General features: G+C 54.9%; 19 protein-coding genes. 7 read left to right on the top strand and 12 right to left on the bottom strand.

What is annotated here, in order from left to right; genetic code table 11:
* Positions 1–41: 41 nt before the first annotated feature.
* From hemN to P0Y67_RS12665, 5 genes are all read right to left on the bottom strand, one after another.
* On the bottom strand, positions 42–1,415 hold the full coding sequence (hemN, locus tag P0Y67_RS12685) for an oxygen-independent coproporphyrinogen III oxidase (protein ID WP_342392153.1): 1,374 nt from the start codon (positions 1,413–1,415) through the stop codon (positions 42–44).
* A 166-nt stretch (positions 1,416–1,581) separates the two neighbouring features.
* A complete protein-coding gene (locus tag P0Y67_RS12680) occupies positions 1,582–2,064 on the bottom strand; it encodes a DUF2489 domain-containing protein (protein WP_446728835.1) in 483 nt (160 codons plus the stop codon).
* Between the two features lie 3 nt (positions 2,065–2,067).
* Positions 2,068–2,604 carry a Der GTPase-activating protein YihI gene (gene yihI / locus P0Y67_RS12675; protein WP_342392152.1) on the bottom strand — a complete coding sequence of 179 codons (537 nt, stop codon included), beginning with the start codon at positions 2,602–2,604 and terminating at the stop codon, positions 2,068–2,070.
* Positions 2,601–3,245 (bottom strand): class I SAM-dependent methyltransferase, encoded by a 645-nt coding sequence (locus tag P0Y67_RS12670; protein ID WP_342392151.1) that lies wholly within the window; start codon positions 3,243–3,245, stop codon positions 2,601–2,603. Before P0Y67_RS12670 ends, yihI begins: the two co-directional genes overlap by 4 nt.
* A 166-nt stretch (positions 3,246–3,411) precedes the next feature.
* Positions 3,412–4,029: a c-type cytochrome gene (locus P0Y67_RS12665; protein ID WP_027251506.1), complete on the bottom strand. Its 618-nt coding sequence runs from the start codon at positions 4,027–4,029 to the stop codon at positions 3,412–3,414.
* A gap of 158 nt (positions 4,030–4,187) precedes the next feature.
* On the opposite strand from P0Y67_RS12665, the gene yihA reads away from it, so the two are divergent.
* Positions 4,188–4,862 carry a ribosome biogenesis GTP-binding protein YihA/YsxC gene (gene yihA / locus P0Y67_RS12660; protein WP_161446822.1) on the top strand — a complete coding sequence of 225 codons (675 nt, stop codon included), beginning with the start codon at positions 4,188–4,190 and terminating at the stop codon, positions 4,860–4,862.
* A gap of 998 nt (positions 4,863–5,860) precedes the next feature.
* Here the strand turns inward: yihA and polA are convergent.
* The gene (gene polA, locus P0Y67_RS12655) at positions 5,861–8,647 is read right to left on the bottom strand and encodes a DNA polymerase I (protein ID WP_342392150.1); all 2,787 of its coding nucleotides are present in this window, start codon (positions 8,645–8,647) and stop codon (positions 5,861–5,863) included.
* 326 nt (positions 8,648–8,973) lie between these two features.
* Here polA and elbB point away from each other — a divergent pair, with 326 nt between their 5' ends.
* Positions 8,974–9,624: an isoprenoid biosynthesis glyoxalase ElbB gene (elbB, locus tag P0Y67_RS12650; protein ID WP_342392149.1), complete on the top strand. Its 651-nt coding sequence runs from the start codon at positions 8,974–8,976 to the stop codon at positions 9,622–9,624.
* A 134-nt stretch (positions 9,625–9,758) separates the two neighbouring features.
* On the opposite strand, the gene P0Y67_RS12645 is transcribed toward elbB, so the two are convergent.
* The 5 genes from P0Y67_RS12645 to recQ form a co-directional block, all read right to left on the bottom strand.
* Complete coding sequence (locus P0Y67_RS12645; protein ID WP_342392148.1) at positions 9,759–10,085, bottom strand: hypothetical protein; 327 nt, start codon at positions 10,083–10,085, stop codon at positions 9,759–9,761.
* A gap of 46 nt (positions 10,086–10,131) precedes the next feature.
* A complete protein-coding gene (locus P0Y67_RS12640) occupies positions 10,132–10,566 on the bottom strand; it encodes a GNAT family N-acetyltransferase (protein ID WP_342392147.1) in 435 nt (144 codons plus the stop codon).
* Between the two features lie 57 nt (positions 10,567–10,623).
* Positions 10,624–11,301, bottom strand: a complete 678-nt coding sequence (locus P0Y67_RS12635; RefSeq protein ID WP_342392146.1) for a 7-cyano-7-deazaguanine/7-aminomethyl-7-deazaguanine transporter — start codon at positions 11,299–11,301, stop codon at positions 10,624–10,626.
* A gap of 156 nt (positions 11,302–11,457) precedes the next feature.
* Entirely contained in the window at positions 11,458–11,775 is a 318-nt protein-coding gene (locus P0Y67_RS12630) for a DUF3630 family protein (protein ID WP_342392145.1), read from the bottom strand.
* Positions 11,776–12,068: 293 nt separating this feature from the next.
* Positions 12,069–13,916 carry an ATP-dependent DNA helicase RecQ gene (gene recQ, locus P0Y67_RS12625; protein WP_342392144.1) on the bottom strand — a complete coding sequence of 616 codons (1,848 nt, stop codon included), beginning with the start codon at positions 13,914–13,916 and terminating at the stop codon, positions 12,069–12,071.
* 199 nt (positions 13,917–14,115) lie between these two features.
* Between recQ and rarD the strand changes: the two genes are divergently transcribed.
* The gene (gene rarD / locus P0Y67_RS12620; RefSeq protein ID WP_342392143.1) at positions 14,116–15,027 is read left to right on the top strand and encodes an EamA family transporter RarD; all 912 of its coding nucleotides are present in this window, start codon (positions 14,116–14,118) and stop codon (positions 15,025–15,027) included.
* A 114-nt stretch (positions 15,028–15,141) separates the two neighbouring features.
* A complete protein-coding gene (ggt, locus tag P0Y67_RS12615; protein WP_342392142.1) occupies positions 15,142–16,887 on the top strand; it encodes a gamma-glutamyltransferase in 1,746 nt (581 codons plus the stop codon).
* Between the two features lie 158 nt (positions 16,888–17,045).
* Here the strand turns inward: ggt and uvrD are convergent, their stop codons facing one another.
* Positions 17,046–19,217: a DNA helicase II gene (gene uvrD / locus P0Y67_RS12610; RefSeq protein ID WP_342392141.1), complete on the bottom strand. Its 2,172-nt coding sequence runs from the start codon at positions 19,215–19,217 to the stop codon at positions 17,046–17,048.
* A gap of 277 nt (positions 19,218–19,494) precedes the next feature.
* Here uvrD and P0Y67_RS12605 point away from each other — a divergent pair, with 277 nt between their 5' ends.
* From P0Y67_RS12605 to P0Y67_RS12595, 3 genes are read left to right on the top strand one after another with little or no spacing between them, the layout of a single operon-like run.
* Positions 19,495–19,752, top strand: a complete 258-nt coding sequence (locus tag P0Y67_RS12605) for a BufA1 family periplasmic bufferin-type metallophore (RefSeq protein WP_027251495.1) — start codon at positions 19,495–19,497, stop codon at positions 19,750–19,752.
* Between the two features lie 2 nt (positions 19,753–19,754).
* Complete coding sequence (gene bufB, locus P0Y67_RS12600) at positions 19,755–20,627, top strand: MNIO family bufferin maturase (protein ID WP_342392140.1); 873 nt, start codon at positions 19,755–19,757, stop codon at positions 20,625–20,627.
* On the top strand, positions 20,608–21,360 hold the full coding sequence (locus P0Y67_RS12595) for a DNA-binding domain-containing protein (protein WP_342392139.1): 753 nt from the start codon (positions 20,608–20,610) through the stop codon (positions 21,358–21,360). Before bufB ends, P0Y67_RS12595 begins: the two co-directional genes overlap by 20 nt.
* Positions 21,361–21,433 lie beyond the last annotated feature (73 nt).

Below are 21,433 nucleotides of genomic sequence, written 5' to 3'. Positions count from 1 at the left end.
GCGGGGCGTTTTTTCTTTGCTGAGCGTGATCAGCGTGAGATTCAGATCACCCGCGAAAACTGCTGCTGGCGGGCACGCTGGCGCAGATAGACATCAAAGCACATGCAGATATTGCGGATCAGCAACCGGCCCTTGGCGGCGACGGCAATCCGCTCATCCGTCACAGCAACCAGACCGTCATCGATAAAGGTCTGCAGCAAGGACAGATCTTCGGAAAAATAGTCGGAAAACCTGATGTCATACCGCTGCTCAATTTCCGTTATCGGCAACTCAAACTGGCAGATCAGGGTTTTAATCACTTCCCGGCGCAGCAGATCATCGGCGGTCAGGTTCACCCCTTTCCACAGCGCATGCTGCTGCGATTCAATGTCGGCATAGTAAGCCTTGAGATCTTTCTGGTTCTGGCCATAACTGTCGCCGATCATCGAAATCGCGGACACCCCGAGTCCCAGCAGATCGCAATCGCCCTGAGTGGTATACCCCTGAAAATTACGGTGCAGCTTGCCTTCGCGCTGGGCCACGGCCAGTTCGTCCTCCGGCAGGGCGAAATGGTCCATGCCGATAAACTGATAGCCGGCCCCGGTCAGGGTCTCAATGGTGCTGTGCAGCATCGCCAGCTTTTCAGACGGCGCCGGTAAATCGGCGTCTTTAATTTTTCGCTGAGCAGCAAACAGTGACGGCATGTGAGCATAGTTAAACACAGACAAGCGCCCCGGTTTCATCGCCAGCACCTGCTTCAGGGTGTTCACGAAACGGGCATTGTTCTGTTTCGGCAAGCCGTAGATCAGATCCAGATTGGTCGAGCGAAAACCCAACTCCCGGGCACGATGGACCAAAGCTTCAATAAAATCGCTGTCCTGCTCGCGGTTGACCAGCTGCTGAACTTCTTTATCGAAATCCTGCACACCGATACTCAGGCGGTTAAAGCCTTCTTCCCGCAGATGATCCAGCACATCCAGTTCCATCCGGCGCGGGTCGACTTCGATGCTGATTTCCGCCTCCGGCAGCAGATTGAAGGAGGCTCTCAGCTGTGTCATCAGCCGGGTGATTTGCGACTTGGTCAGAAAAGTGGGCGTCCCGCCGCCCAGGTGCAGCTGACTGACTGCCCGGCCACGCATCAGGGCAGCACGCTGGCGAATCTCAATGTCCAGGGCCGCCAGATAGATGTCGGCCTTATGCGCATGCCGGGTAATGACTTTATTACAGCCGCAGTAATAGCACAGGGTGTGACAGAACGGAATGTGGATATAGAGCGACAAACGGCGCTCGGGATAGCGCTGGCAGGCGGCGGTGAAATCCACGGCGGTAAAGTCGGGCTGAAACTCCAGGGCCGTCGGATAAGAGGTGTAGCGGGGGCCTGAATAGTTATATTTTTCGATCAGGGCCTGATCCCAAATCATGGATTGCTCTGTCATCGCGGCGTTACCTCACAGACGTTCTGCCAAGTCAATCCGCCAAGCTAGCACGAGGCCACCGCCCGATTATTGATCGATAACAAAAACCGCTCGGATTGTGCCGGCCGGCAAACAAAAAACCCAGTGGCCAGCCACTGGGTTTTTCATGCCACTCGCAGGCGCTGGGTCAGGCCTTTTGTGCCAGGATCTGAGTCAGCTCCGACTGTATCGCATCAAACAGCCGTGATTCGGCTTTCATGCGCAGCAGATCGTCTTTCATCCGCTCCTGCTTGGCCAGGGCTTTGCGTTCATCCCCGCGCGGCATCTCTTCAACCACTTTATACAGCTCAAACAAAGCCGGATACTGGGCGGAAAAGTTGACGCTGCGCTCGGCCTGCAACACTGTCATCAGCTTGTACAGGCGAATGGCAATTTCCGACATGTCACACTGCTCCTGCCGTCCGGCTTCGGCAATGATGTAGACACTTTCCAGAATATTGGCATTTCGCTGCGCAATCGCCTCGCTCTGTTGCTGCTCTGCGCGGGCAATAAAAGCCTTATGACGCTGCTTTTGTAAATACAGCTGGTAGAGCAGATAGCCGGCATAGGCCGCCAGTGCCACAACAATCAGGCTTCCTGCCACTAACAACCAGAGTTTCAGATCCTGCAAGGCTTACTCCTTATCGAAATCGTCCCAACGGGTATTTTCAAAGTCATCGAGCAGATCTTCTTCGCTGCGGGCATCCCCGGCGGCGATTTGATCCTCGGCCTCATCCTGCTCGTCGTCGTACAGACCCAGCTGTTTCATCAGCTGCTCAATACGATCCAGTTTCTGGTCAACCTGCTTCTGCAGCCCGGCACCCAGTTTTTCACCGGCATCCAGGCGGTCCAGCAACGCCATCAGCTGCGGATCATTCTCCAGCATGGCCAGCTCCTGCTCGGCACTCATGCGACGCGCCTGTTTGGTTGGCTTCGGCTCGACAATCAGTGGCACAGGTTTTTTACTGCCGTGGCGAGGATCTTTCGCCTGTCCCTGACGGTGCGCATTCTTAGCATCCGCATCTGAGTGGCGGCTGCCCGCTTTCAAGCCTTTACGCTTACGGGCTTTCTGACGGGCACGGCCATCCAGATCTTGCTGGCTGACACTCTTTTCTACGAACTGCGCCGGGCCTTCAGAGCCAGGTTTACGGCCTCTTTTCTTACGGGTCATGACTGATTTTTCCTCAGCATAATTACATCGTTACCAATAAATTCCACTGCCAGTCCATCTCGTTGTGCCAGATAACGGAACGTCTCCTGGCTGAAAAAGCTGACGTGGGTGGGATCATTCTTGTAATGCCAGCGGCTGAATGCCTCGGCATCGGTTGCCAGCTTAGTCATCAACCCCAGCCAGCCGCCCGGCTTGACCAATGACAGCAGCAACTGCCATTCACGGGCCGGGGTATAAAAATGTTCAATCGCCTCGGTACAGGTGACAAAGTCATACTGAGAGGCCAGTGCACCGGTGTCCGGGGCAAAATAGGGGTCATACACAGCGACCTGATGTCCCTGCTCACGAAACATGCTTGCCAGAGCAGGTCCAGGGCCGCAGCCGAAATCCAGGCCAGCCAGCGGCCCTGGCGGCAAACGCGCGCTAAGCGGTGCGGCCAGCCGGCTGAGGAAACGGCGATACCCTTCATCTTCAACATGGTTTTCATGCTGATCGTAGACCGCTTTTTCCTGCTCAGGTGTCAAATGCGAGGCCGGATCTGCAAACACCAGACTGCAGGCCCGGCATTGAAAATAGGCCCGCCGGTTGTCTTGATGATAAACCTGAATGGCTGCGCTGTCGCATAAGGTACAAACCGTCATCAGCATCTCCTTGAGCCAGGCTTTCCGGCGCGGTCAAAATCAAGCCGCGTATGATAGCAGACCTGCGCCGATTGAGAAACGGACAGCATGGTGAATCCCGGCCAGTAAAAAAGGCAGCCTGAGCTGCCTTTATTACACTGCGAAGCTTGCGATACTGAGTGTGTGATCAGTGAAGACCACCAACGTACTGTGACAAGGCGTCGATTTCCTTATCACTCAGTTTCGCTGCGACCGAACGCATCATAGCGTTCATGTCGTTGCTGCGCTGGCCTTCGCGGAACATGGTCAACTGTTTCTTGATGTATTCCGCAGGCTGTCCGGAAATATCCGGGAAACCAGACAGGCTGGTGCCATTACCCCGCGGACCGTGACACGCCGTACAGGCCGCAATGCCACGGTCGGCATCACCCACACGGTAGAGCTGCTGACCGATTTCGATCGAACTCTCGGTTGTGGTGCCTTCAATCGCAGGCAGGGAACTGAAGTAAGCCGCCAGATCCGCCATGTCTTGTTCAGACAAAGGCATCGCCATGCCGCCCATCACAGGATCATTACGCCCTTGTTCACCACCTGTCGTCATCGCCAGCTTGAATTCCTTCAGCTGCTTCTCCAGATAACGTGGGTGCTGACCCGCAAGGTTGGGGTATTGTCCTGTGATACCTTTACCATCAGCGCCATGGCATGCTGCACATGTCGCTGCTTTTGCTTTTCCAGCTTCAACATCTCCCTGGGCCCAGCTTGTGCAACTGGCAAGAAGTGTAAATATCAATGCTAATTTCTTCATGACATTCCGTTTATAATTATTGAGCTTCCAGTACCACAAGTATTGCTTAGCAACATGGTATACAATGCACCACTAACCAAGCAGGGTTAGTGGTACATTTTACACACTTTCGCATAAAAGTAATTAGTCGACGACCAGAAGACTTGACGGAGTTAACAGTGAATTCCCCTCTCAACTACAGACAAACCCATTTTATTACCAGTGCTCCGGACATCCGCCACCTTCCTTTGGATAAAGGCGTTGAGATTGCATTTGCTGGCCGATCTAATGCCGGTAAATCAAGTGCTTTAAATCGTCTGACTGATCAGAAAAGCCTGGCACGTACCTCAAAAACCCCAGGTCGTACCCAGTTGATCAACATGTTTGAAGTCAGAACCGGCTGTAACCTGATTGACCTGCCGGGCTATGGCTACGCTCAGGTGCCGCTTGAGATGAAGAAGAAGTGGCAGGCCGCACTGGGTGAATACCTGCAAAAACGCGAATGCCTGCAGGGTCTGGTGGTACTCATGGATATCCGCCATCCGATGAAAGATCTCGACCAGCAAATGATTTACTGGGCAGTGGAAAGCCACCTGCCGGTATTGGTGCTGCTGACCAAAGCGGACAAACTCAAAAGTGGTGCCCGTAAAGCGCAGCTGCTGAAAATTCGCGAAGCGGCGCTGGCCTTTGGTGGTGATGTGGAAGTCGAGAATTTTTCTGCCCTGAAAGGCATAGGTGTTGATCAGGTCCGCCGCAAACTCGATACCTGGTTTGCCCCGGAACTGGCCCGTCAGCAGGCGTTGCTGGAGGCAGAGCACATTGAACAGGACGGTATTGAGCCGGACGCAGAATAACAAGAGTCAATATGCCTGATCGCCCGATCAGGCATCAACCCGCCGTTTTTCTCACTTTCGCGCCAATCAGACCGTTTACAAACGCCAGATAAAAATGTCCCCACCGGAACGATGGGGCAACGGGAGAGAAATAGGAGGTTTTTATATTTGTTCAGAAAGGATTAATGATTTAACCAGCCAACGCAAGTTTTTTATACGAAATCTGGGCGTTTGTTCCCCTCTGATTCCTGATTTTTCATAGCTCCCCTCAGACATAACATTCACTTTTGCCCGACTCAGGCCAAAATCCCGGCCAATTGTTTCATTCTGCAAATTAAGTCGGCCCTGGTTCACCTGACCCGCTCAATTTGGAACTTTATTACAGAAACATGGCAAAATGACAAAAAAAAGCCACCCAATAAACGGGTGGCCGGATCATGGATAGGTCGACTGGCGATGTGCTCACTCAGCCCGACAAATATGAACAAGAAGCAGGCTTCATTATAGACGCCTCATTACTATAATTAAAGTAATTACTCTAATTATTATCCGTCGGGCCATCCGCCAGAGAAACCACAGCAGCAGTGACGCCGGGCTGACGAGTCAGATTAGCCGCAATTCCGGGCCAAGATGCGCAGAGTATCAGCAAACACGGCCAGCAAAGGGATAGTTTGTGCGAGAGAGGATGAGCAACAGTCGGGAGATGAAAGCGGATAATGATTGGGCCGGGCACAAATAAAAACGCCCTGGCCAAATGACCAGGGCGGCTAAAAAAAAGCCAAATCCAATAACGTGAAACAAAAGGTCTGAAAGATAGAACATCTTACCTCTGTACCCTACGCCGCTAACTGTATATCAAGTGTGCAGAGAAAAAAAGCCCTTTTCGTAGTTTTTTTTCATACAAGACGTAATTAAATTATACGAAAATTTGATAAACCCTGATTCAGATTGAAAAAAACCGGCCTGCAGGCCGGTTTTGACGATTTTATTACATCTTGAGCAGTGCTCGCTGAAGCGGATTAATGCGCCTGATCCCAGTTGTCACCGCTGCCTGCATCCGCGATAAGTGGCACATCCAGCTCGGCAGCGGCTTCCATCAGCTCGCAGACCGATTTCGCCACACTCTCCAGCTCAGATTCTTTCACTTCAAACACCAGTTCATCGTGTACCTGCATCAGCAGACGGACACGCTCGCTGTCTTGTGTCTGGATCCAGTTATCGACGGCCACCATGGCACGTTTGATGATATCCGCCGCCGTGCCCTGCATCGGGGCATTGATCGCCGCCCGCTCCGCCGCTTTGCGGCGAATGGCATTGCGCGATTTGATGTCCGGCAGATAGAGGCGACGGCCAAACAGGGTTTCGACATACCCTTGCTCGCTGGCCTGGGTACGGGTGCTTTCCATATATTCCAGCACACCCGGGTAGCGCTCAAAATACACATTCATGTATTGCTGCGCCTCGTTCCGGCCCATCCCCAGCTGTTTTGCCAGACCAAAGGCACTCATGCCGTAAATCAAACCAAAGTTGATGGCTTTAGCACGGCGGCGCTGTTCGCTGGTGACCTCTTCAATCGGCAGGCCGAGGATCTCGGCCGCGGTCGCGGCGTGGATATCTTTGCCGTGACGGAAAGCATCAAGCAGCGCTTTGTCGCCGGACAGATGGGCCATGATCCTCAGCTCAATCTGCGAGTAGTCGACCGCCAGAATCTTGTAGCCTGCCGGTGCGATAAAGGCCTGACGGATCCGGCGCCCTTCTTCGTTGCGGATAGGAATGTTCTGCAGGTTCGGATCGGTCGACGACAGACGCCCCGTGGCCGCGACGGCTTGATGGTATGAGGTATGAACCCGCTTGGTGGCCGGGTTAATCATACGCGGTAGCTTGTCGGTATAAGTCGACTTGAGTTTCGCCAGTCCGCGGTGCTCCAGCAGCAGCTTAGGCAGCGGGTAATCCAGCGCCAGCTCCTGCAACACTTCTTCATTGGTCGATGGGGTACCGGAAGGGGTTTTCTTGACCACAGGCAAGCCCATTTTCTCAAACAGAATCGCCTGCAGCTGTTTGGGCGAGCTGAGATTAAATTCCTCACCGGCCACGTCGTAAGCTTTGGCCTGGATCTCATCTAGCCGCACCGCAATTTCCTGCGACTGCGCGGTCAGCAAACTGGCATCGAGCAGCACACCAGTGCGCTCCATACGCGACAGTACTGGCACCAGCGGCATTTCAATGTCTTCCAGCACGCTTTTCAGTTTAGGATCCGCATTGAGCTTGCCGATCAGCAGGTTGTGCAGACGCAGGGTGATATCCGCATCTTCTGCCGCATAAGGGCCGGCCTGCTCCAGATCGATCTGGTTGAAGGTCAGCTGTTTCTTACCTTTGCCGGCAATGTCTTCGAAACTGATGGTTTTGTGTTCCAGATAACGCAGCGACAGGCTGTCCATATCATGGCGGCCCACCACGCTGTTATACACATACGACTCCAGCATGGTGTCGAAGCGGATACCCTGCATGGCCACCCCATACCGCGCCAGGACGCTGGCGTCATATTTCAGGTTCTGGCCCACTTTGGCCTGCTCCGGGTCTTCCAGCAAAGGTTTCAGCTGGGCGATCACCCAGTCGCGGTCCAGCTGCGACGGCGCATCCAGATAATCATGGGCCACAGGCACATAAGCCGCTTTGCCTTCTTCCGCCGCAAAAGACAGCCCGACCAGGTTGGCGACCATGTAATCCAGGTTGTCGGTTTCGGTATCAAAAGCAAAGACATCCGATTGTTTGAGTATCGCCAGCCACTCGCTAAAGCGGGCCTCGTCCAGCACCACTTCATAGCCGCTGCGGTCAATCACAGGAGCCGGCGCTGACGATTGCACCGGATCACTGTCTTGGGTCGCAATGGTGGCAGCGCCATCAGCAACAATGCGGCCATCGCTGCCGTCGAGCATTTCTGCCAGCCAGCGACGAAATTGCAGCTTGCCGAACAGCCGGGTCAGCTCATCGATATCCGGGGTGCCTTTTTGCAGCTCCTGCGGAGTGAATTCAAGTTCGACATCCAGTTTGATGGTCGCCAGTTCATACGACATCAGCGCCGCTTCGCGGTTTTCTTCCAGTTTCTTGGCCATGGTTTTCGAGCCGCGAAAGCCCAGCGCCGCAATCGCATCCAGGTTGTCATACAGATCTTTTAGGCCGCCAATCCCGGTCAGCAAGGCAGTTGCAGTCTTGTCACCCACGCCAGGCACGCCGGGAATGTTGTCGACCTTGTCTCCCATCAGGGCCAGATAATCAATGATCAGTTCCGGACCGATACCGAACTTTTCCCGTACCCCGTCAGGATCCATCACCACGCCCGTCATGGTGTTGATCAGGGTAACGTTCTCATCCACCAGCTGCGCCATGTCTTTATCACCTGTGCTGATCAGCACTGGCATCCCGGCCTGGGAAGCCTGACGAGCCAGCGTGCCGATGACATCATCAGCCTCGACCCCGGGTTCGCAAATCAGCGGCAGGCCCATGGCCTTGATAATGGCGTGCAAGGGTTCTATCTGTGCACGCAAATCATCCGGCATAGGCGGGCGATGCGCTTTATACTCGGGATATAGCTCATCGCGGAAGGTCTTGCCTTTGGCATCAAAGACAACAGCAATGTGTTCCGTCGCAAATTGACGCAGCATGCTACGCAACATATTTACCACGCCATACACAGCACCGGTTGGTTCACCATCTGAGTTAGTGAAATTGGGCGAGGCATGATAGGCACGATAAAGATACGAGGAACCATCGATCAGGATCAGTGGATTTTCTGGAATAGTTGCCATAATGGATTGTCTGTATCTGGAAGATAAAAGGATCAGGGTCTTAGGATGCCATGAGATGTGCCGAGTGTTAACAGAAGTTTTTCCCTTCCTGGATCACTCCGCCTGTGGATAAGTTTGTGAGTTTTTGGAATAAGCCTGATGATCTTTTTTTGAATAACTCAAGAAAGATGAATTAAATTAACTAAAAATCATAAACTTAAAATATATAACCAAAAATAACCCTTGATCCTGCAAAGATCATCAAGTGTGGAAAAAGTTATCAGATGGCGGTGTAATCGGTCAAAGCGATGCCAAATTCCCCAAGGTTGAACAAAAAGGAGGCCAAGATGAAAAAGGTTGCAGTGATATTAAGCGGTTCCGGCGTCTTTGACGGCAGCGAGATCCATGAAGCTGTGCTGGCGCTGTACGCCATAGAGCAGGCCGGTGCCAGCTGGCACTGTTTTGCCCCGAACGTGGATCAGCACCATGTGATTAACCATATTACCGGCGAGCCGATGAATGAAACACGCAATGTGCTGATCGAAGCTTCGCGCATTGCCCGGGGCCAGATCCAGGATGTGGCTGAACTCAGCGCACGTGACTTCGATGCCCTGCTGCTGCCGGGCGGTTTCGGGGCGGCCAAAAACCTGTCAGACTTCGCCATCAAAGGTGCATCCTGCCAGATCCATCCCGAGGTCAAGCGTGCCTGCCAGGAATTTGCCCGGGCGCAGAAGCCGGCCGCTTATCTGTGCATTGCGCCGGTATTGATCCCACAGATTTATGGCAAGGGCGCAAAAGGCACCATAGGGCATGACAAAGAGGTGGCCAGTGCATTTCGCGCCATGGGCGGCGATCATATTGACTGCCCTGTCGATGAGTTTGTGCTGGATCAGGAACGCTGTCTGTTAAGCACCCCGGCCTACATGCTGGCAGGCTCAATCTCAGAAGCGGCCAGCGGGATCAACAAGCTGGTACAGCAACTGGTTAAAATGGCCTGAAAAAGAAAAAGCGGCGCTTTATACAAGCGCCGCTCAGCAGAAGTGGTCATTGTTTTTAGCCCTACACCAAAAACCTGACCAAGCTGTATTACTGGAAGCAATGTGAGCAATGTCGTGCCTTCATACGGAAGCTGTTACTGTTTATTTCCCGCTGAGTGCAAGTTAATAATAACCATTCTCATTACCTTTGCAAGCGTTAATTGATAATAATTTTCATTCATCAATAAATTCAATGCTTTCGCTTGTTTGTCACTGGCCTTGCCCATTCTCTGGCAGCTAAAAAAGAAAAAGCGGTGCTTGAAAACAAGCACCGCTAAGCAAAAGTCGACAGCATATTCAGCCCTACACTCAATATCTGCCTTCGCTAAAGTACACTGGAAGCAATGTGAGCAATGTCGTGCTATCAGACCAGAAACGCCTTGCTGTTCGTTTCTCGCTGAAAGCAAGTTAATAATAACCATTCTCATTTATTGCGCAAGCACTATTTGCGAATAATTTTCATTTACCCTACTTATCCCAGCTTTTTACGAAATGCAGGCGGTAATCCTCTATGCCGTCTTTCTTCTCCATGTGCTCTATCTGATAACCGTTTCTCAATAACAGTCTCAGCATCGAAGGGTAGCGGTTACGGGATTTGACTCTCAGCTCCTGATAGCCCTGCGCTTTGACCCAGGCTTCCTGAGTACTCATCAGAGCCTGAGCCACCCCATTGTGACGTCCTTCGGCGACCACGCCGCCAAGCCAGCTGTAATAACAGGTTTCCGACAGGCTGTAGCCAATTTTCACGCCCATCAGCTCGCCCTCTTTTTCCGCCACCAGGATCAAAGGACAACGCCCGCGCACTCTGGTGGCCAGACTGTGCTCTGTCTCAGGGTGATCAAATTCTTTGATTCTGGCCAGCACGCTGGCCGCCTCAGCCAGACTGGCTTCACGTATTTTCATCACAGCCCCCAACTCAGATGCCGCCGACAAAAAAGCCGGCGATTGCCGGCTTTGAGTTTATGACAGCCCCTGCGAGGGCTCAAGCTGGGAACGCAGACCGGTCAGACGCTTCACCAGATAATTGAGCAGTACGCCGTACATAGGCACAAACAGGCCCAGACTGATGATCAGTTTGACGCCATAATCTACCAGGGCAATTTCCACCCAGTGTTCGGCCATGAAGGCATCCGGGCTCTGATAAAAAGCGATGGAGAAAAAAGCAATAGTATCAATGGCATTACCGAATACCGTCGAGCAAGTAGGGGCTATCCACCACTGCTTGCACTGGCGCAGGCGGTTAAATACAGAAACATCCAGGATCTGCCCCAGCAGATAAGCCATAAAGCTGGCTATCGCGATCCGGGCCACAAAGAGGTTGAACTCACCCAGCGGTGCGAGCCCCTGAAAAGCGCCCTGATAGAACACCACGGAGAGGAGATAAGACACCGCCAGGGCCGGCAGCATAACCCGGGTAATGATCTTACGCGCCATGGCGGCACCGTAAATACGTACCGTCAGATCAGTGGCCAGAAAAATAAACGGGAAGGTAAAAGCGCCCCAGGTGGTGTGGACACCAAACAGGGTAAAGGGGATCTGAACCAGATAGTTGCTGGAGGCAATGATCACCAGGTGGAACAAGACCAGAATCCACAGAGCCTGACGCTGCTGGGCCGGCGAGAAAGGAGAAGTCGTCATCAACAGACCTTTTTGTCAAATGGGGGCGAGGGAACCCAAACACACCAACAGCACATTTTATGTCCAGTGCTGTCACCAAAGGCGCTGATTATACAGTAACCAATCCGACTGCCAAGACACCACAGGGGATGGCAAACGTTTGCTGTTAAAATTTGATTACTGAGTCAACTTTTCCAGCCAGCCTGCCAGAAAGGCCAGAGTGTGGCCGTCATCCCGGCTGAGCAATTCCAGCCACATCGCTGAGCTGTAGTGCTCGCCTTTCAGCATCATCCGGCAGCCTTCAAAATCGATCAGCCAGATATGTAAATCGGCATTGGCCTCTTTTTCTACCACGCTCGCCCCCAGCACAGTGACCAGTGCCAGCGCGACACCGGCAAAGCTGTCGTAGTCAAAATCCGGGGTCTGCAGATGCAAACAGCCCTGCGCGCTGTCCAGTTCGCGCACGCCAAAACGGATGTCAGTCGGATAAGTCATGGGGTGTCCTTCCAGTCTCCGGCGCTGCCGGGCAGTTATGGTGTAAGTAAGTGTGTATTAGCGTATCAAAGCATAAGCAAGGCATAGCAATGGGCGGGGATTCGTGGTCTTATCGCCGGGTTGCCTTGACGGCCAGGAGGCCTAGCCGGGTAACACTGTGGTGATGAATTGCATTCTCACCCCAATACGCAAGCTGTTTTGTAGTAAACAAAATCCTGGATTTTGTTTCTGCTACACTCTCTGCCGGATAATCGACGATTGTCCGGTATTTTTTTGCCTCCGGCTCAGCCCGCTTAATACTCAGCGGCAGCCAGTAAATGCTCTTCGATCACCGATAAAAAGACCTTGCCGTATTTTTCCAGCTTCCGCTGACCGACACCGTTAACAGCCAGCAATTCGCCTTCCGAGGTCGGTAAACGCTCGGCCATTTCCATCAGGCTGGCATCATTGAACACCACATAGGGCGGCAGTGATTCTTCGTCGGCAATCGCTTTACGTACCATCCGCAGTTTGGAAAACAGCTTCTTGTCGTACTGGCGTTTGAGCCGGTTGTCCTGCCGGGCATTGCCGCGCGAGCTGCTGTCAATCCGCGGCACCGCGAGCTGGAGACTGATCTCCCCGCGCAGCACAGAGCGCGCTTTCTCGGTCAGCTGCAGGGTGGAGCTGTTGACTATGTTCTGAGTCAGGAAGCCGCGGTGGATCAGCTGGCGCACAATACTGACCCAGAATTCATGGCTGTGCTCGCGGCCGATGCCGTAGGTGCTGAGCTTGTCATGCCCCTGCTCCCGGACTTTGGCATTTTGCAGGCCGCGCAGTACATCGACCACATGGTGAACCCCAAAGCGCTGATTCACCCGGTAGACACAGGACAGCGCCTTCTGCGCCATTTCCAGTGCCTCAAAATGCTGCGGCGGATCAATACAGATATCGCAGTTGCCGCAGGCGTGCTCACTGTGCTCGCCAAAGTAATGCAGCAGCACCTGGCGGCGACAGGTCTGCGCCTCGGCAAACGCCCCCATGGCATTGAGCTTATGGCTTTCGACCTGCTTTTGCGGGCCTTCCTCTTTCTCATCCAGACAGCGGCGCAACCAGGCCAGATCCGCCGGATCGTAAAACATCACGGCTTCAGCAGGCAGGCCATCACGCCCGGCACGGCCGGTTTCCTGGTAATAAGATTCGATATTGCGCGGAATATCAAAATGCACCACGAAGCGGACATTGGGTTTATTGATCCCCATACCGAAGGCCACAGTAGCGGCAACAACCTGAATGTCATCGCGCTGAAACCCTTCCTGCACCCGGATCCGCTCGTCGTGTTCCAGCCCGGCATGGTAGGCCGCCGCACGTACCCCCTGCTCGGCGAGCTTCTCCGCCACCTGCTCCACTTTTTTGCGGCTGTTGCAGTAAATAATACCGCTCTGGCCGCGCACACTGGCTAAAAAACGCACCAGTTGCGCCATCGGCTTGTACTTTTCCTGCAGGGTATAGCGGATATTGGGCCGGTCAAAGCTGCCCAGGTGGGTAAAAGGGTCATCCAGCGCCAGCCGGCTTATGATGTCCTGCCGGGTGGTGTCGTCGGCCGTGGCGGTCAGGGCAATAACAGGCATAGCGGGAAAGTGCTGCTTGAGCATACCCAAAGACGCATACTCAGGCCGGAAGTCATGTCCCCACTGGGACACACAGTGCGCTTCATCCACGGCCAGCAGGCTGACCGGCAAGCCACTGAGGCGGTCAATGAAATCCCGGCTCACTACCCGTTCCGGCGACACGTACACCAGCTTAAGCGTGCCGTCTGCCATCCCCTGCCAGGTAGCCTGTATCGCGTCCGGTGACATGGTTGAATTGAGGCAACCCGCCGCGACGCCATTGGCTAGCAGCTGGTCAACCTGATCTTTCATCAGTGAAATCAGCGGAGAGATGACCAGAGTCAGTCCTTCGCGCACGAGAGCGGGGATCTGGTAACAGAGCGACTTGCCGCCCCCGGTCGGTAAGATCACCAGACAATCACGGCCTGACGCCACAGCCTCGATGACCGCCTGCTGGCCGGGCCGGAACGATTGATAGCCAAACACCTGCTGCAGAATCTGCTCACTGTTGGCGGATGAAACGGCACGGCTGAGATCAGGGGTTGAGGCGGACATGACTTCACTCTTGATTGACACAGCCGGCTATTCTATACCATTCAGATCCCGGATGGGAGCGCCAGCCTCACCGCAACCGGATCCGCCAAAGAAGTCGCTGGTCATTTTGTTCGGGCTGGCATTATACTGCCCGTCCGGGCATATCTAGCGCAATGCCCATACCTTCCTGTCAATATTTACCATAACGTACTGGAATAGCATGGACGAGCAAGCAAAAACCACCCAACGTGGGGTCATACTGGCGATCGGCGCCTACACCATGTGGGGCATTGCACCAATTTACTTTAAGATGCTGCAAAGCGTCAGTCCGATGGAAATCCTCAGCCACCGCATTATTTGGTCTTTCTTTTTTCTGGCGGGATTGATCTTTCTTGGCAAGGGCTGGGGCAAAGTCCGGCAGGTGCTAAAACAACCTAAAGTTCTGCTGATGCTGCTGGCCAGCTCTGTCATTATTGGTGCCAACTGGCTGATCTTTATCTGGGCGGTCAACAGCAACTACATGCTGGATGCCAGCCTGGGCTATTTCATCAATCCGCTGCTGAACGTGCTGCTGGGCATGGTGTTTCTGGGCGAACGGCTGCGCCCGCTGCAGTGGCTGGCCGTGGCGCTGGCCGCCGGCGGTGTGCTGGTGCAGTTAATCCATTTCGGCTCCCTGCCCTGGGTGGCACTGGTACTGGCTGCCAGTTTTGGTGTCTACGGCCTGCTGCGCAAAAAAGTCAATCTGGATGCCCAAACCGGCCTGCTGATGGAAACCAGCATCCTGCTGCCACTGGCACTGGGTTATGTATTCCTGTTCGCCAGCAGCCCGACCTCGGACTGGACGCAGAACAGCACAGACACCAACTTGCTGCTGATGGCAGCAGGGATAGTCACCACCTTGCCCTTACTGTGCTTTACCGGCGCGGCCACCAAGCTCAAACTGTCGACGCTGGGCTTTTTCCAGTACATAGGTCCCAGCCTGATGTTCCTGCTGGCCGTCGCAGTGTACGGTGAGGAATTCAGTGCCGACAAGAGCCTGACGTTTGCCTGCATCTGGCTCGCGCTGGTGCTGTTCAGCTACGATGGCATCAAGGGCCACCGCCAGAGCCGCAAGAAAGCCCAAATCGCCTGACACTGCCCGCCCCTTGCTAACTCAGCACACAGATTGCTCACACCCGCGGGCAATCTGTGTTAAAAACACCTAATCTTATTGACTGATTCCAAACCATTTTCAGAAGGATAAGCCATGAAAAGGACTTCCCTTGCGCTGGCTCTGACCTGCGCCTTGCTCTCCGCCTCGGCCTACAGCGAACAAGCCACAGATCTCATCGCCCCGGAAGGGGCCACAGGCTTTCAGCGTAACGCGCAAGTCACAGGCAAAGCGTGGATGATTGCCACCGCCAATCCGTATGCCAGTGATGCCGGCGCCGCCATTCTGGCCAAAGGCGGTAATGCCATTGATGCCATGATTGCCGCGCAGCTGGTGCTGGGCCTGACCGAGCCGCAATCCTCCGGTCTGGGAGGCGGGGCATTTCTGGTGTACTGGGACAGCAAAGAAGAAGCCCTGACCACCTTCGACGGTCGTGAAACGGCCCCGGCTGAAGTCACGCCGCAATTATTCCAGGACGACAAAGGCACGCCTTTGTCTTTCTATGATGCCGTGGTCGGTGGCCGCTCTGTCGGCACTCCGGGCACGGTCAAACTGATGTGGCATACCCACCAGCGTTTGGGCAAGCTCCCCTGGAAAGATCTGTTTGCACCCGCGATAACGCTGGCACGCGACGGCTTTACCGTCAGCCCGCGACTGGCGCAACTGGTTCAGCAAGACAGCGAACGCCTGCAGCGCTGGCCGGCCACCAAAGCCTACTTTTTCCCCAACGGGCAGGCACTGAAAGCCGGGGATACGCTGAAAAACCCGGCCTATACCGATACCCTGCAGCAAATTGCTGAGCGCGGCGCCAGTGCCTTTTATCACGGTGATATTGCCAAAGACATAGTCAAAACCGTGCGCAGCGCCGAAGGTAATCCCGGGGTGCTCAACACCATGGATCTGGCTACCTATCAGGTTAAAGAACGTCCGGCGGTCTGCGCGCCGTATCGCCAGTATCAGGTCTGTGGCATGGGGCCGCCCAGCTCCGGGGCGCTGACACTGGGTCAGATCCTGGGAATGCTGAGTCATTTCCCGATGAAAGAGCTGGGGCCGCAAAAAGCGCTGAGCTGGCATTTGATCGGCGATGCATCCCGGCTGGCGTTTGCTGACCGTGGCCGCTATATGGCGGACAGCGACTATGTCCCTATGCCGACCGCGGGGCTGCTAGATAAAGATTACCTCAGCCAGCGCGCCGGCCTGCTGAAAAGCAACCAGGCCTTGCCCGAGGTCAGCGCGGGACTGCCGCCCTGGTCGCACGCCGTGCATTACGGCCAGGATAATGCGCTTGAACTGCCTTCCACCAGCCATCTGGTGATTGTCGATAAAGACAGGAACGTGCTGTCGATGACCACCACCATAGAGAACGGATTCGGCTCCCGCCTGATGGTGCGCGGTTTCCTGCTCAACAATGAGCTGACCGACTTCTCATTCAGTACTCATGACAATGGCATCCCGATTGCCAACCGGGTCGAACCCGGTAAACGGCCGCGTTCATCCATGGCGCCGACCATAGTGCTGAAAGATGACCAGCCGGTGCTGGCGATCGGCTCACCAGGCGGCAGCCAGATCATCGGTTATGTCGCCAAAACCCTGATCGCTCACCTCGACTGGGGATTGAGCCTGCAGCAGGCAATCGATCTGCCCAACATGAACAATCGCTTCGGCCCGTTCGAGCTGGAGCAGGGAACCAGTGCTGAGCACTGGGCACCGGAGCTGGAAAAACTGGGCTTTGAGGTCCAGATCAAGCCGCTCAACTCAGGGGTCCAGGCGATCGGCCTGTTCCGCGGTCAGCTCAATGGGGCCGCCGACCCGCGCCGTGAAGGGAAAGTGGTCGCTCAGTAAAGAGCGCTGGTTTGGCTCTCGATCAAACCATTACCAACAGACGTATTCGCAGTCTGTTCCGGCCTGTGTCTAAGTGAAATAACTTCGCTGTTATTCCTCCCCCTTTGCAAGGGGGAGGTTAGGAGGGGGTCTATGGCAAGAAAAGCCAAAGGAAATCATCACATCGCTTCAAGCTTGGCGTACTGAGTCACCAGCCACTTGATGCCTTCACCGTTGAAAGCCACCTGAACCCGGCTCTGGGTGCCGCTGCCTTCAAAATTGATGATGGTGCCTTCCCCGAATTTGGGATGCTGAACCCGCTGGCCCAGATTAAAACCGGTCTGATTAAAGTTATCGTTGACCTGGGTCTGGCTGAAACGGCCGCCCGTTGACGGACGCGACACCTGCGCTTTCATCCGCACTTCTTCGATAAACTCTTCCGGGATTTCCCGGACAAAACGCGACACCTTATGGAAATTGTCTTTGCCGTACAAACGCCGCATTTCGGCATGGGTGATAAACAGCTTTTCCATCGCCCGGGTCATACCCACATAGCACAGACGGCGCTCTTCTTCGAGGCGGCCATGCTCTTCGGAGGTGCGAAAGCTCGGGAACATGCCCTCTTCGACTCCCACCATAAAGACCACAGGGAATTCCAGCCCTTTGGCGCTGTGCAAAGTCATCAGCTGAACGGCATCATCGAATTCATCGGCCTGGCCTTCGCCGGCCTCCAGCGCAGCATGTGACAGAAAGGCCGCCAGCGGGCTCATTTCCTGGGCTTCTTCCGGCACTTCAAACTGACGGGTGGCGGTCACCAGCTCTTCCAGGTTTTCAATCCTGGCCTGGGCTTTTTCGCCTTTTTCCTGCTCGTACATGGCCCGCAAACCCGATGCACGGATAGCCTCGTCGGTCTGCTGATACAGCGGCAGATCGCGGGTGTCGTCTTCCAGCGCATTCACCAGCTCAACAAAGCGGCGCAGTGAATTGGCCGCGCGCCCAGCCAGGACTTTTTCGTCCAGCAACTCAACACTGGCCCGCCACATAGTGATACCGCGATCGCGGGCCGCCATGCGTATGGTATCTAAGGTGCGCTCACCCAAGCCCCGGGTCGGGGTATTGACCACCCGCTCAAACGAGGCGTCATCATTGCGGTTTGAGATCAGACGCAGGTACGACAGCGCATCTTTAATTTCCTGACGCTCGAAGAAACGCATGCCGCCATAAATCCGGTACGGCATACCCGCCTGGATCAGGGCTTCTTCCAGCACCCGTGACTGGGCATTGCTGCGGTACAGCATGGCCGTGTCATTGAGCGCGCCGCCGCTGTCCTGCCAGCTTTTAATCTTACCTACCACAAAACGGGCTTCATCCAGCTCGTTAAAGGCCGAGTAAACGGAAATCTTTTCCCCTTCGCTGCCGTCGGTCCACAGATTCTTGCCCATACGTTCATTGTTATGGGCGATCAGGGCATTGGCGGCCTGAAGTATGTTGCCGGTCGAGCGGTAATTCTGCTCCAGAAAAATACTGGAGGTATTGGTAAACTCGCGCAGGAAGCGCTGGATATTTTCGACCTTGGCACCCCGCCAGCCGTAGATAGACTGGTCATCGTCACCGACTATCATCACATGACATTCAGGGCCGGCCATCAGGCGCAGCCAGGCAAACTGGATGTTGTTGGTATCCTGAAACTCGTCCACCAGTATGTGCTTGAAGCGCGCCTGGTAATGTTCGCGGATATGCTTGTTATATTTCAGCAGCTCAAAAGCGCGCAGCAGCAATTCGGCAAAATCGACTAAACCTGCGCGATCGCAGGCTTCCTGGTAGGCGGTATAGAGCCGCAGCCAGGTCTGCTCAACCGGGTCGTTAAAGGTTTCGACATGCGCCGGACGCAGTCCCTCATCCTTCTTGCCGTTGATATACCAGGCCGCCTGACGGGCCGGCCACTGCTTTTCATCCAGGTTCTGGGCTTTGATCAGACGGCGCAGCAGGCGCATCTGATCGTCAGAATCGATGATGTTGAAATCTTCCGGCAATTTGGCGTCGAGATAATGGGCGCGCAGCATGCGGTGGCTCAGGCCGTGAAAGGTGCCGTTCCACATCCCGGCGCAGTTGCCCTGCATCAGCGCATTGATGCGTCCGCGCATTTCAGCCGCGGCTTTGTTGGTGAATGTCACCGACATCAGTGAGAAAGGCGAGGCTTCTTCTACCCGCAGCAACCAGGCGATCCGGTGCACCAGCACCCGTGTTTTACCACTGCCGGCGCCGGCCAGTACCAAATGATTCCCCAGCGGTGCCGCCACCGCTTCGCGTTGTTTGTCATTAAGACCATCTAACAAGAGTGAAACGTCCATCGCCTTTCTACTGGTTATTTATACACTGGCGGTGATTATAACAGCTCAGCCAGAGAATGCCTGCCCTGTCGCCGGCTTCTTTCTGCATCCCCCTAACCGGCCCACAATCACTTTTCAGCAAAAAATCACACCTGGCTGAAATTTATCCGCCCGCCTGCCTTTCTAGTCTTTATAAGAGGGTCTAGTCTGCAAATGAGCCACTCAGTGGTGGCCAGGTACCGCAGGACGGACGTTCGTTCACTGCTACATCTCACTGTCTACTGAAAGAGGAATGATGATGAACAAGAGCCACTTAGCCTTAGCCACCGCCGTCTCCGGTCTGTTAATTCTGGCCGGTACACTCTCTGCCCCCGTTACCGCCGCGGAAGCCAAAGAAAAATGCTACGGCGTTGCCAAAGCCGGTAAAAATGACTGCGCCACCAAAACCGGCTCCTGTGCCGGTACTGCCAAAACCGATGCTCAGAAAGACGCCTTTATCATGGTGCCCAAAGGTCTGTGTGACCGTCTGGCTGGCGGCAGCACGCAAAGCAGTTAATCATGATACGTGATCATGCCTTTGAACAGGTGGGGGTTGGCCTGCGTGCCCCCCACCTGAGTCAGTTTGCCGCGATGAACCCGCCCGAAGTGGGCTGGCTGGAAATTCACAGCGAAAACTATTTCAACCCCGACAGCCCGGCACGCCGCAGTCTCAATCGCATTGCTGATCATACCCCGATCAGCTGCCACGGTATCGGCTTGTCGCTGGGCTCTGCCGATCCGCTGGATGTCCGTCATCTGGCTCAGTTACAGCGCCTGATCGACGACATTCAGCCCATGGCCGTGTCCGACCATTTAAGCTGGAGTTCGATCAACGGCCAGTATTTCAACGATCTGCTGCCCATTCCCTACACGGAACAAGCGCTCAATGTGGTCTGCGCCAAAATCAGTCAGGTGCAGGAGACGCTGGGACGCCAGTTACTGCTCGAGAACCCGTCCAGCTACCTGAGCTTCAGCCATGCCACGTATACCGAATGGGAGTTTCTGGATCTTGTCCAGCAGCGCACCGGCTGCGGCCTGCTGCTGGATCTCAATAATATTTATGTCAGCAGTTTCAATCACGGCTTTGACTGCGCCACCTATCTGGCGGCGCTGAACCCCGACGCCGTCAAGGAAATCCATCTGGCGGGCTTTACGGTCAAACAACTTGATGAAGGTGAGATCTGGATTGATACCCACAGCCGCCCGGTCAGTGATCCCGTCTGGCAGCTGTACCGGGACTGGGTGCAAATCCACGGTTCAGTGCTGACCCTGATCGAATGGGACCTCGACATTCCCTCGCTGGCAGTGCTGCTGGGCGAAGCCGATAAGGCCCGGCAGATCCTGCGAGCCACCCACCCTGGCGGAGGCGAGCATGAAAGACGACGCGCCTGATCTGGCCACCCTGCAGACGAGTTTTGCCCAGGCCCTGCAATACCGGCCAAGCGATGTCGCCAGCCTGATCACCGCCAACCATTTCAGCGCCGAGCAACGGCTGCAAATCTACCGCAACAACTTTGTGCTCAGCCTGAGCGAAGTGCTGGAAGCGACCTATCCGGCAGTCAAAGCCGTGGTGGGTGACGCGTGTTTTTCGGCGCTGGCCCGCCAGCATATTCTGACCGCGCCGTTGGAACAGGGCGATGTCAGCCATTACGGCGGCGGTTTCGACCAGACGATCTGTGCTCAGCCATCACTGACTGATGCCGTGCCGTATCTGGCCGATCTGGCGGCCTTAGAATGGCTGGTCGACCGGGCGTCGATGTACGATGCGGCCCTGGCGCCGTTTCCGCTGGAAAAACTGCAGGGACTGACAGAGCAGCGTCTGGCCGAAGCCAGATTGCTCCCTCAGCCTGCCTGCTGGTTACTGGACAGCGACTATGCGGTTGCCTCGCTGTGGCTGGCGATACGCGATGATCAGCTGGACGGCTTGACCATCCAGACGAGGGAATCTGCCATAGTGCTGCCCGGACCGGCCGTGATCGCCACCACTCAGGCGGCAACCGCACTGGTGCAGCTGGCGCGGCAACATCAGCCACTGGAACAAGCCAGCCAGGAGATGCTGGCGGTGCTGGGGGAGCTGATTGCTGCGCAGGTTTTTTCCGATATCCACTATGCTGATGATATGTAATCAAAATATTCAGTACTTCAGTGGCAACGCGACCTCAGCGCTGCACTGAAGCTCAGGAGGCTGACATGCTCTA

Origin of the sequence: Photobacterium sp. SP02, from assembly GCF_038519165.1 — a bacterium.
GTDB classification, from domain to species: Bacteria; Pseudomonadota; Gammaproteobacteria; order Enterobacterales; family Vibrionaceae; genus Photobacterium; species Photobacterium halotolerans.
Note: the sequence above shows the minus strand (reverse complement) of the source record. Positions and strands in the feature narration are given on the sequence as shown.

Excerpts from the sequence above, each read along its gene's own strand:
- polA (WP_342392150.1), bottom strand. The coding sequence starts at position 8,647 with ATGGCAACTATTCCAGAAAATCCACTGATCCTGATCGATGGTTCCTCG.
- yihI (WP_342392152.1), bottom strand. The coding sequence starts at position 2,604 with ATGACCCGTAAGAAAAGAGGCCGTAAACCTGGCTCTGAAGGCCCGGCG.
- hemN (WP_342392153.1), bottom strand. The coding sequence starts at position 1,415 with ATGACAGAGCAATCCATGATTTGGGATCAGGCCCTGATCGAAAAATAT.
- elbB (WP_342392149.1), top strand. The coding sequence starts at position 8,974 with ATGAAAAAGGTTGCAGTGATATTAAGCGGTTCCGGCGTCTTTGACGGC.
- uvrD (WP_342392141.1), bottom strand. The coding sequence starts at position 19,217 with ATGGACGTTTCACTCTTGTTAGATGGTCTTAATGACAAACAACGCGAA.
- P0Y67_RS12605 (WP_027251495.1), top strand. The coding sequence starts at position 19,495 with ATGAACAAGAGCCACTTAGCCTTAGCCACCGCCGTCTCCGGTCTGTTA.
- P0Y67_RS12630 (WP_342392145.1), bottom strand. The coding sequence starts at position 11,775 with ATGACTTATCCGACTGACATCCGTTTTGGCGTGCGCGAACTGGACAGC.
- P0Y67_RS12640 (WP_342392147.1), bottom strand. The coding sequence starts at position 10,566 with ATGAAAATACGTGAAGCCAGTCTGGCTGAGGCGGCCAGCGTGCTGGCC.
- recQ (WP_342392144.1), bottom strand. The coding sequence starts at position 13,916 with ATGTCCGCCTCAACCCCTGATCTCAGCCGTGCCGTTTCATCCGCCAAC.
- P0Y67_RS12635 (WP_342392146.1), bottom strand. The coding sequence starts at position 11,301 with ATGACGACTTCTCCTTTCTCGCCGGCCCAGCAGCGTCAGGCTCTGTGG.
- P0Y67_RS12645 (WP_342392148.1), bottom strand. The coding sequence starts at position 10,085 with ATGGTTATTATTAACTTGCTTTCAGCGAGAAACGAACAGCAAGGCGTT.
- P0Y67_RS12595 (WP_342392139.1), top strand. The coding sequence starts at position 20,608 with ATGAAAGACGACGCGCCTGATCTGGCCACCCTGCAGACGAGTTTTGCC.
- ggt (WP_342392142.1), top strand. The coding sequence starts at position 15,142 with ATGAAAAGGACTTCCCTTGCGCTGGCTCTGACCTGCGCCTTGCTCTCC.
- P0Y67_RS12670 (WP_342392151.1), bottom strand. The coding sequence starts at position 3,245 with ATGACGGTTTGTACCTTATGCGACAGCGCAGCCATTCAGGTTTATCAT.
- rarD (WP_342392143.1), top strand. The coding sequence starts at position 14,116 with ATGGACGAGCAAGCAAAAACCACCCAACGTGGGGTCATACTGGCGATC.
- P0Y67_RS12665 (WP_027251506.1), bottom strand. The coding sequence starts at position 4,029 with ATGAAGAAATTAGCATTGATATTTACACTTCTTGCCAGTTGCACAAGC.
- bufB (WP_342392140.1), top strand. The coding sequence starts at position 19,755 with ATGATACGTGATCATGCCTTTGAACAGGTGGGGGTTGGCCTGCGTGCC.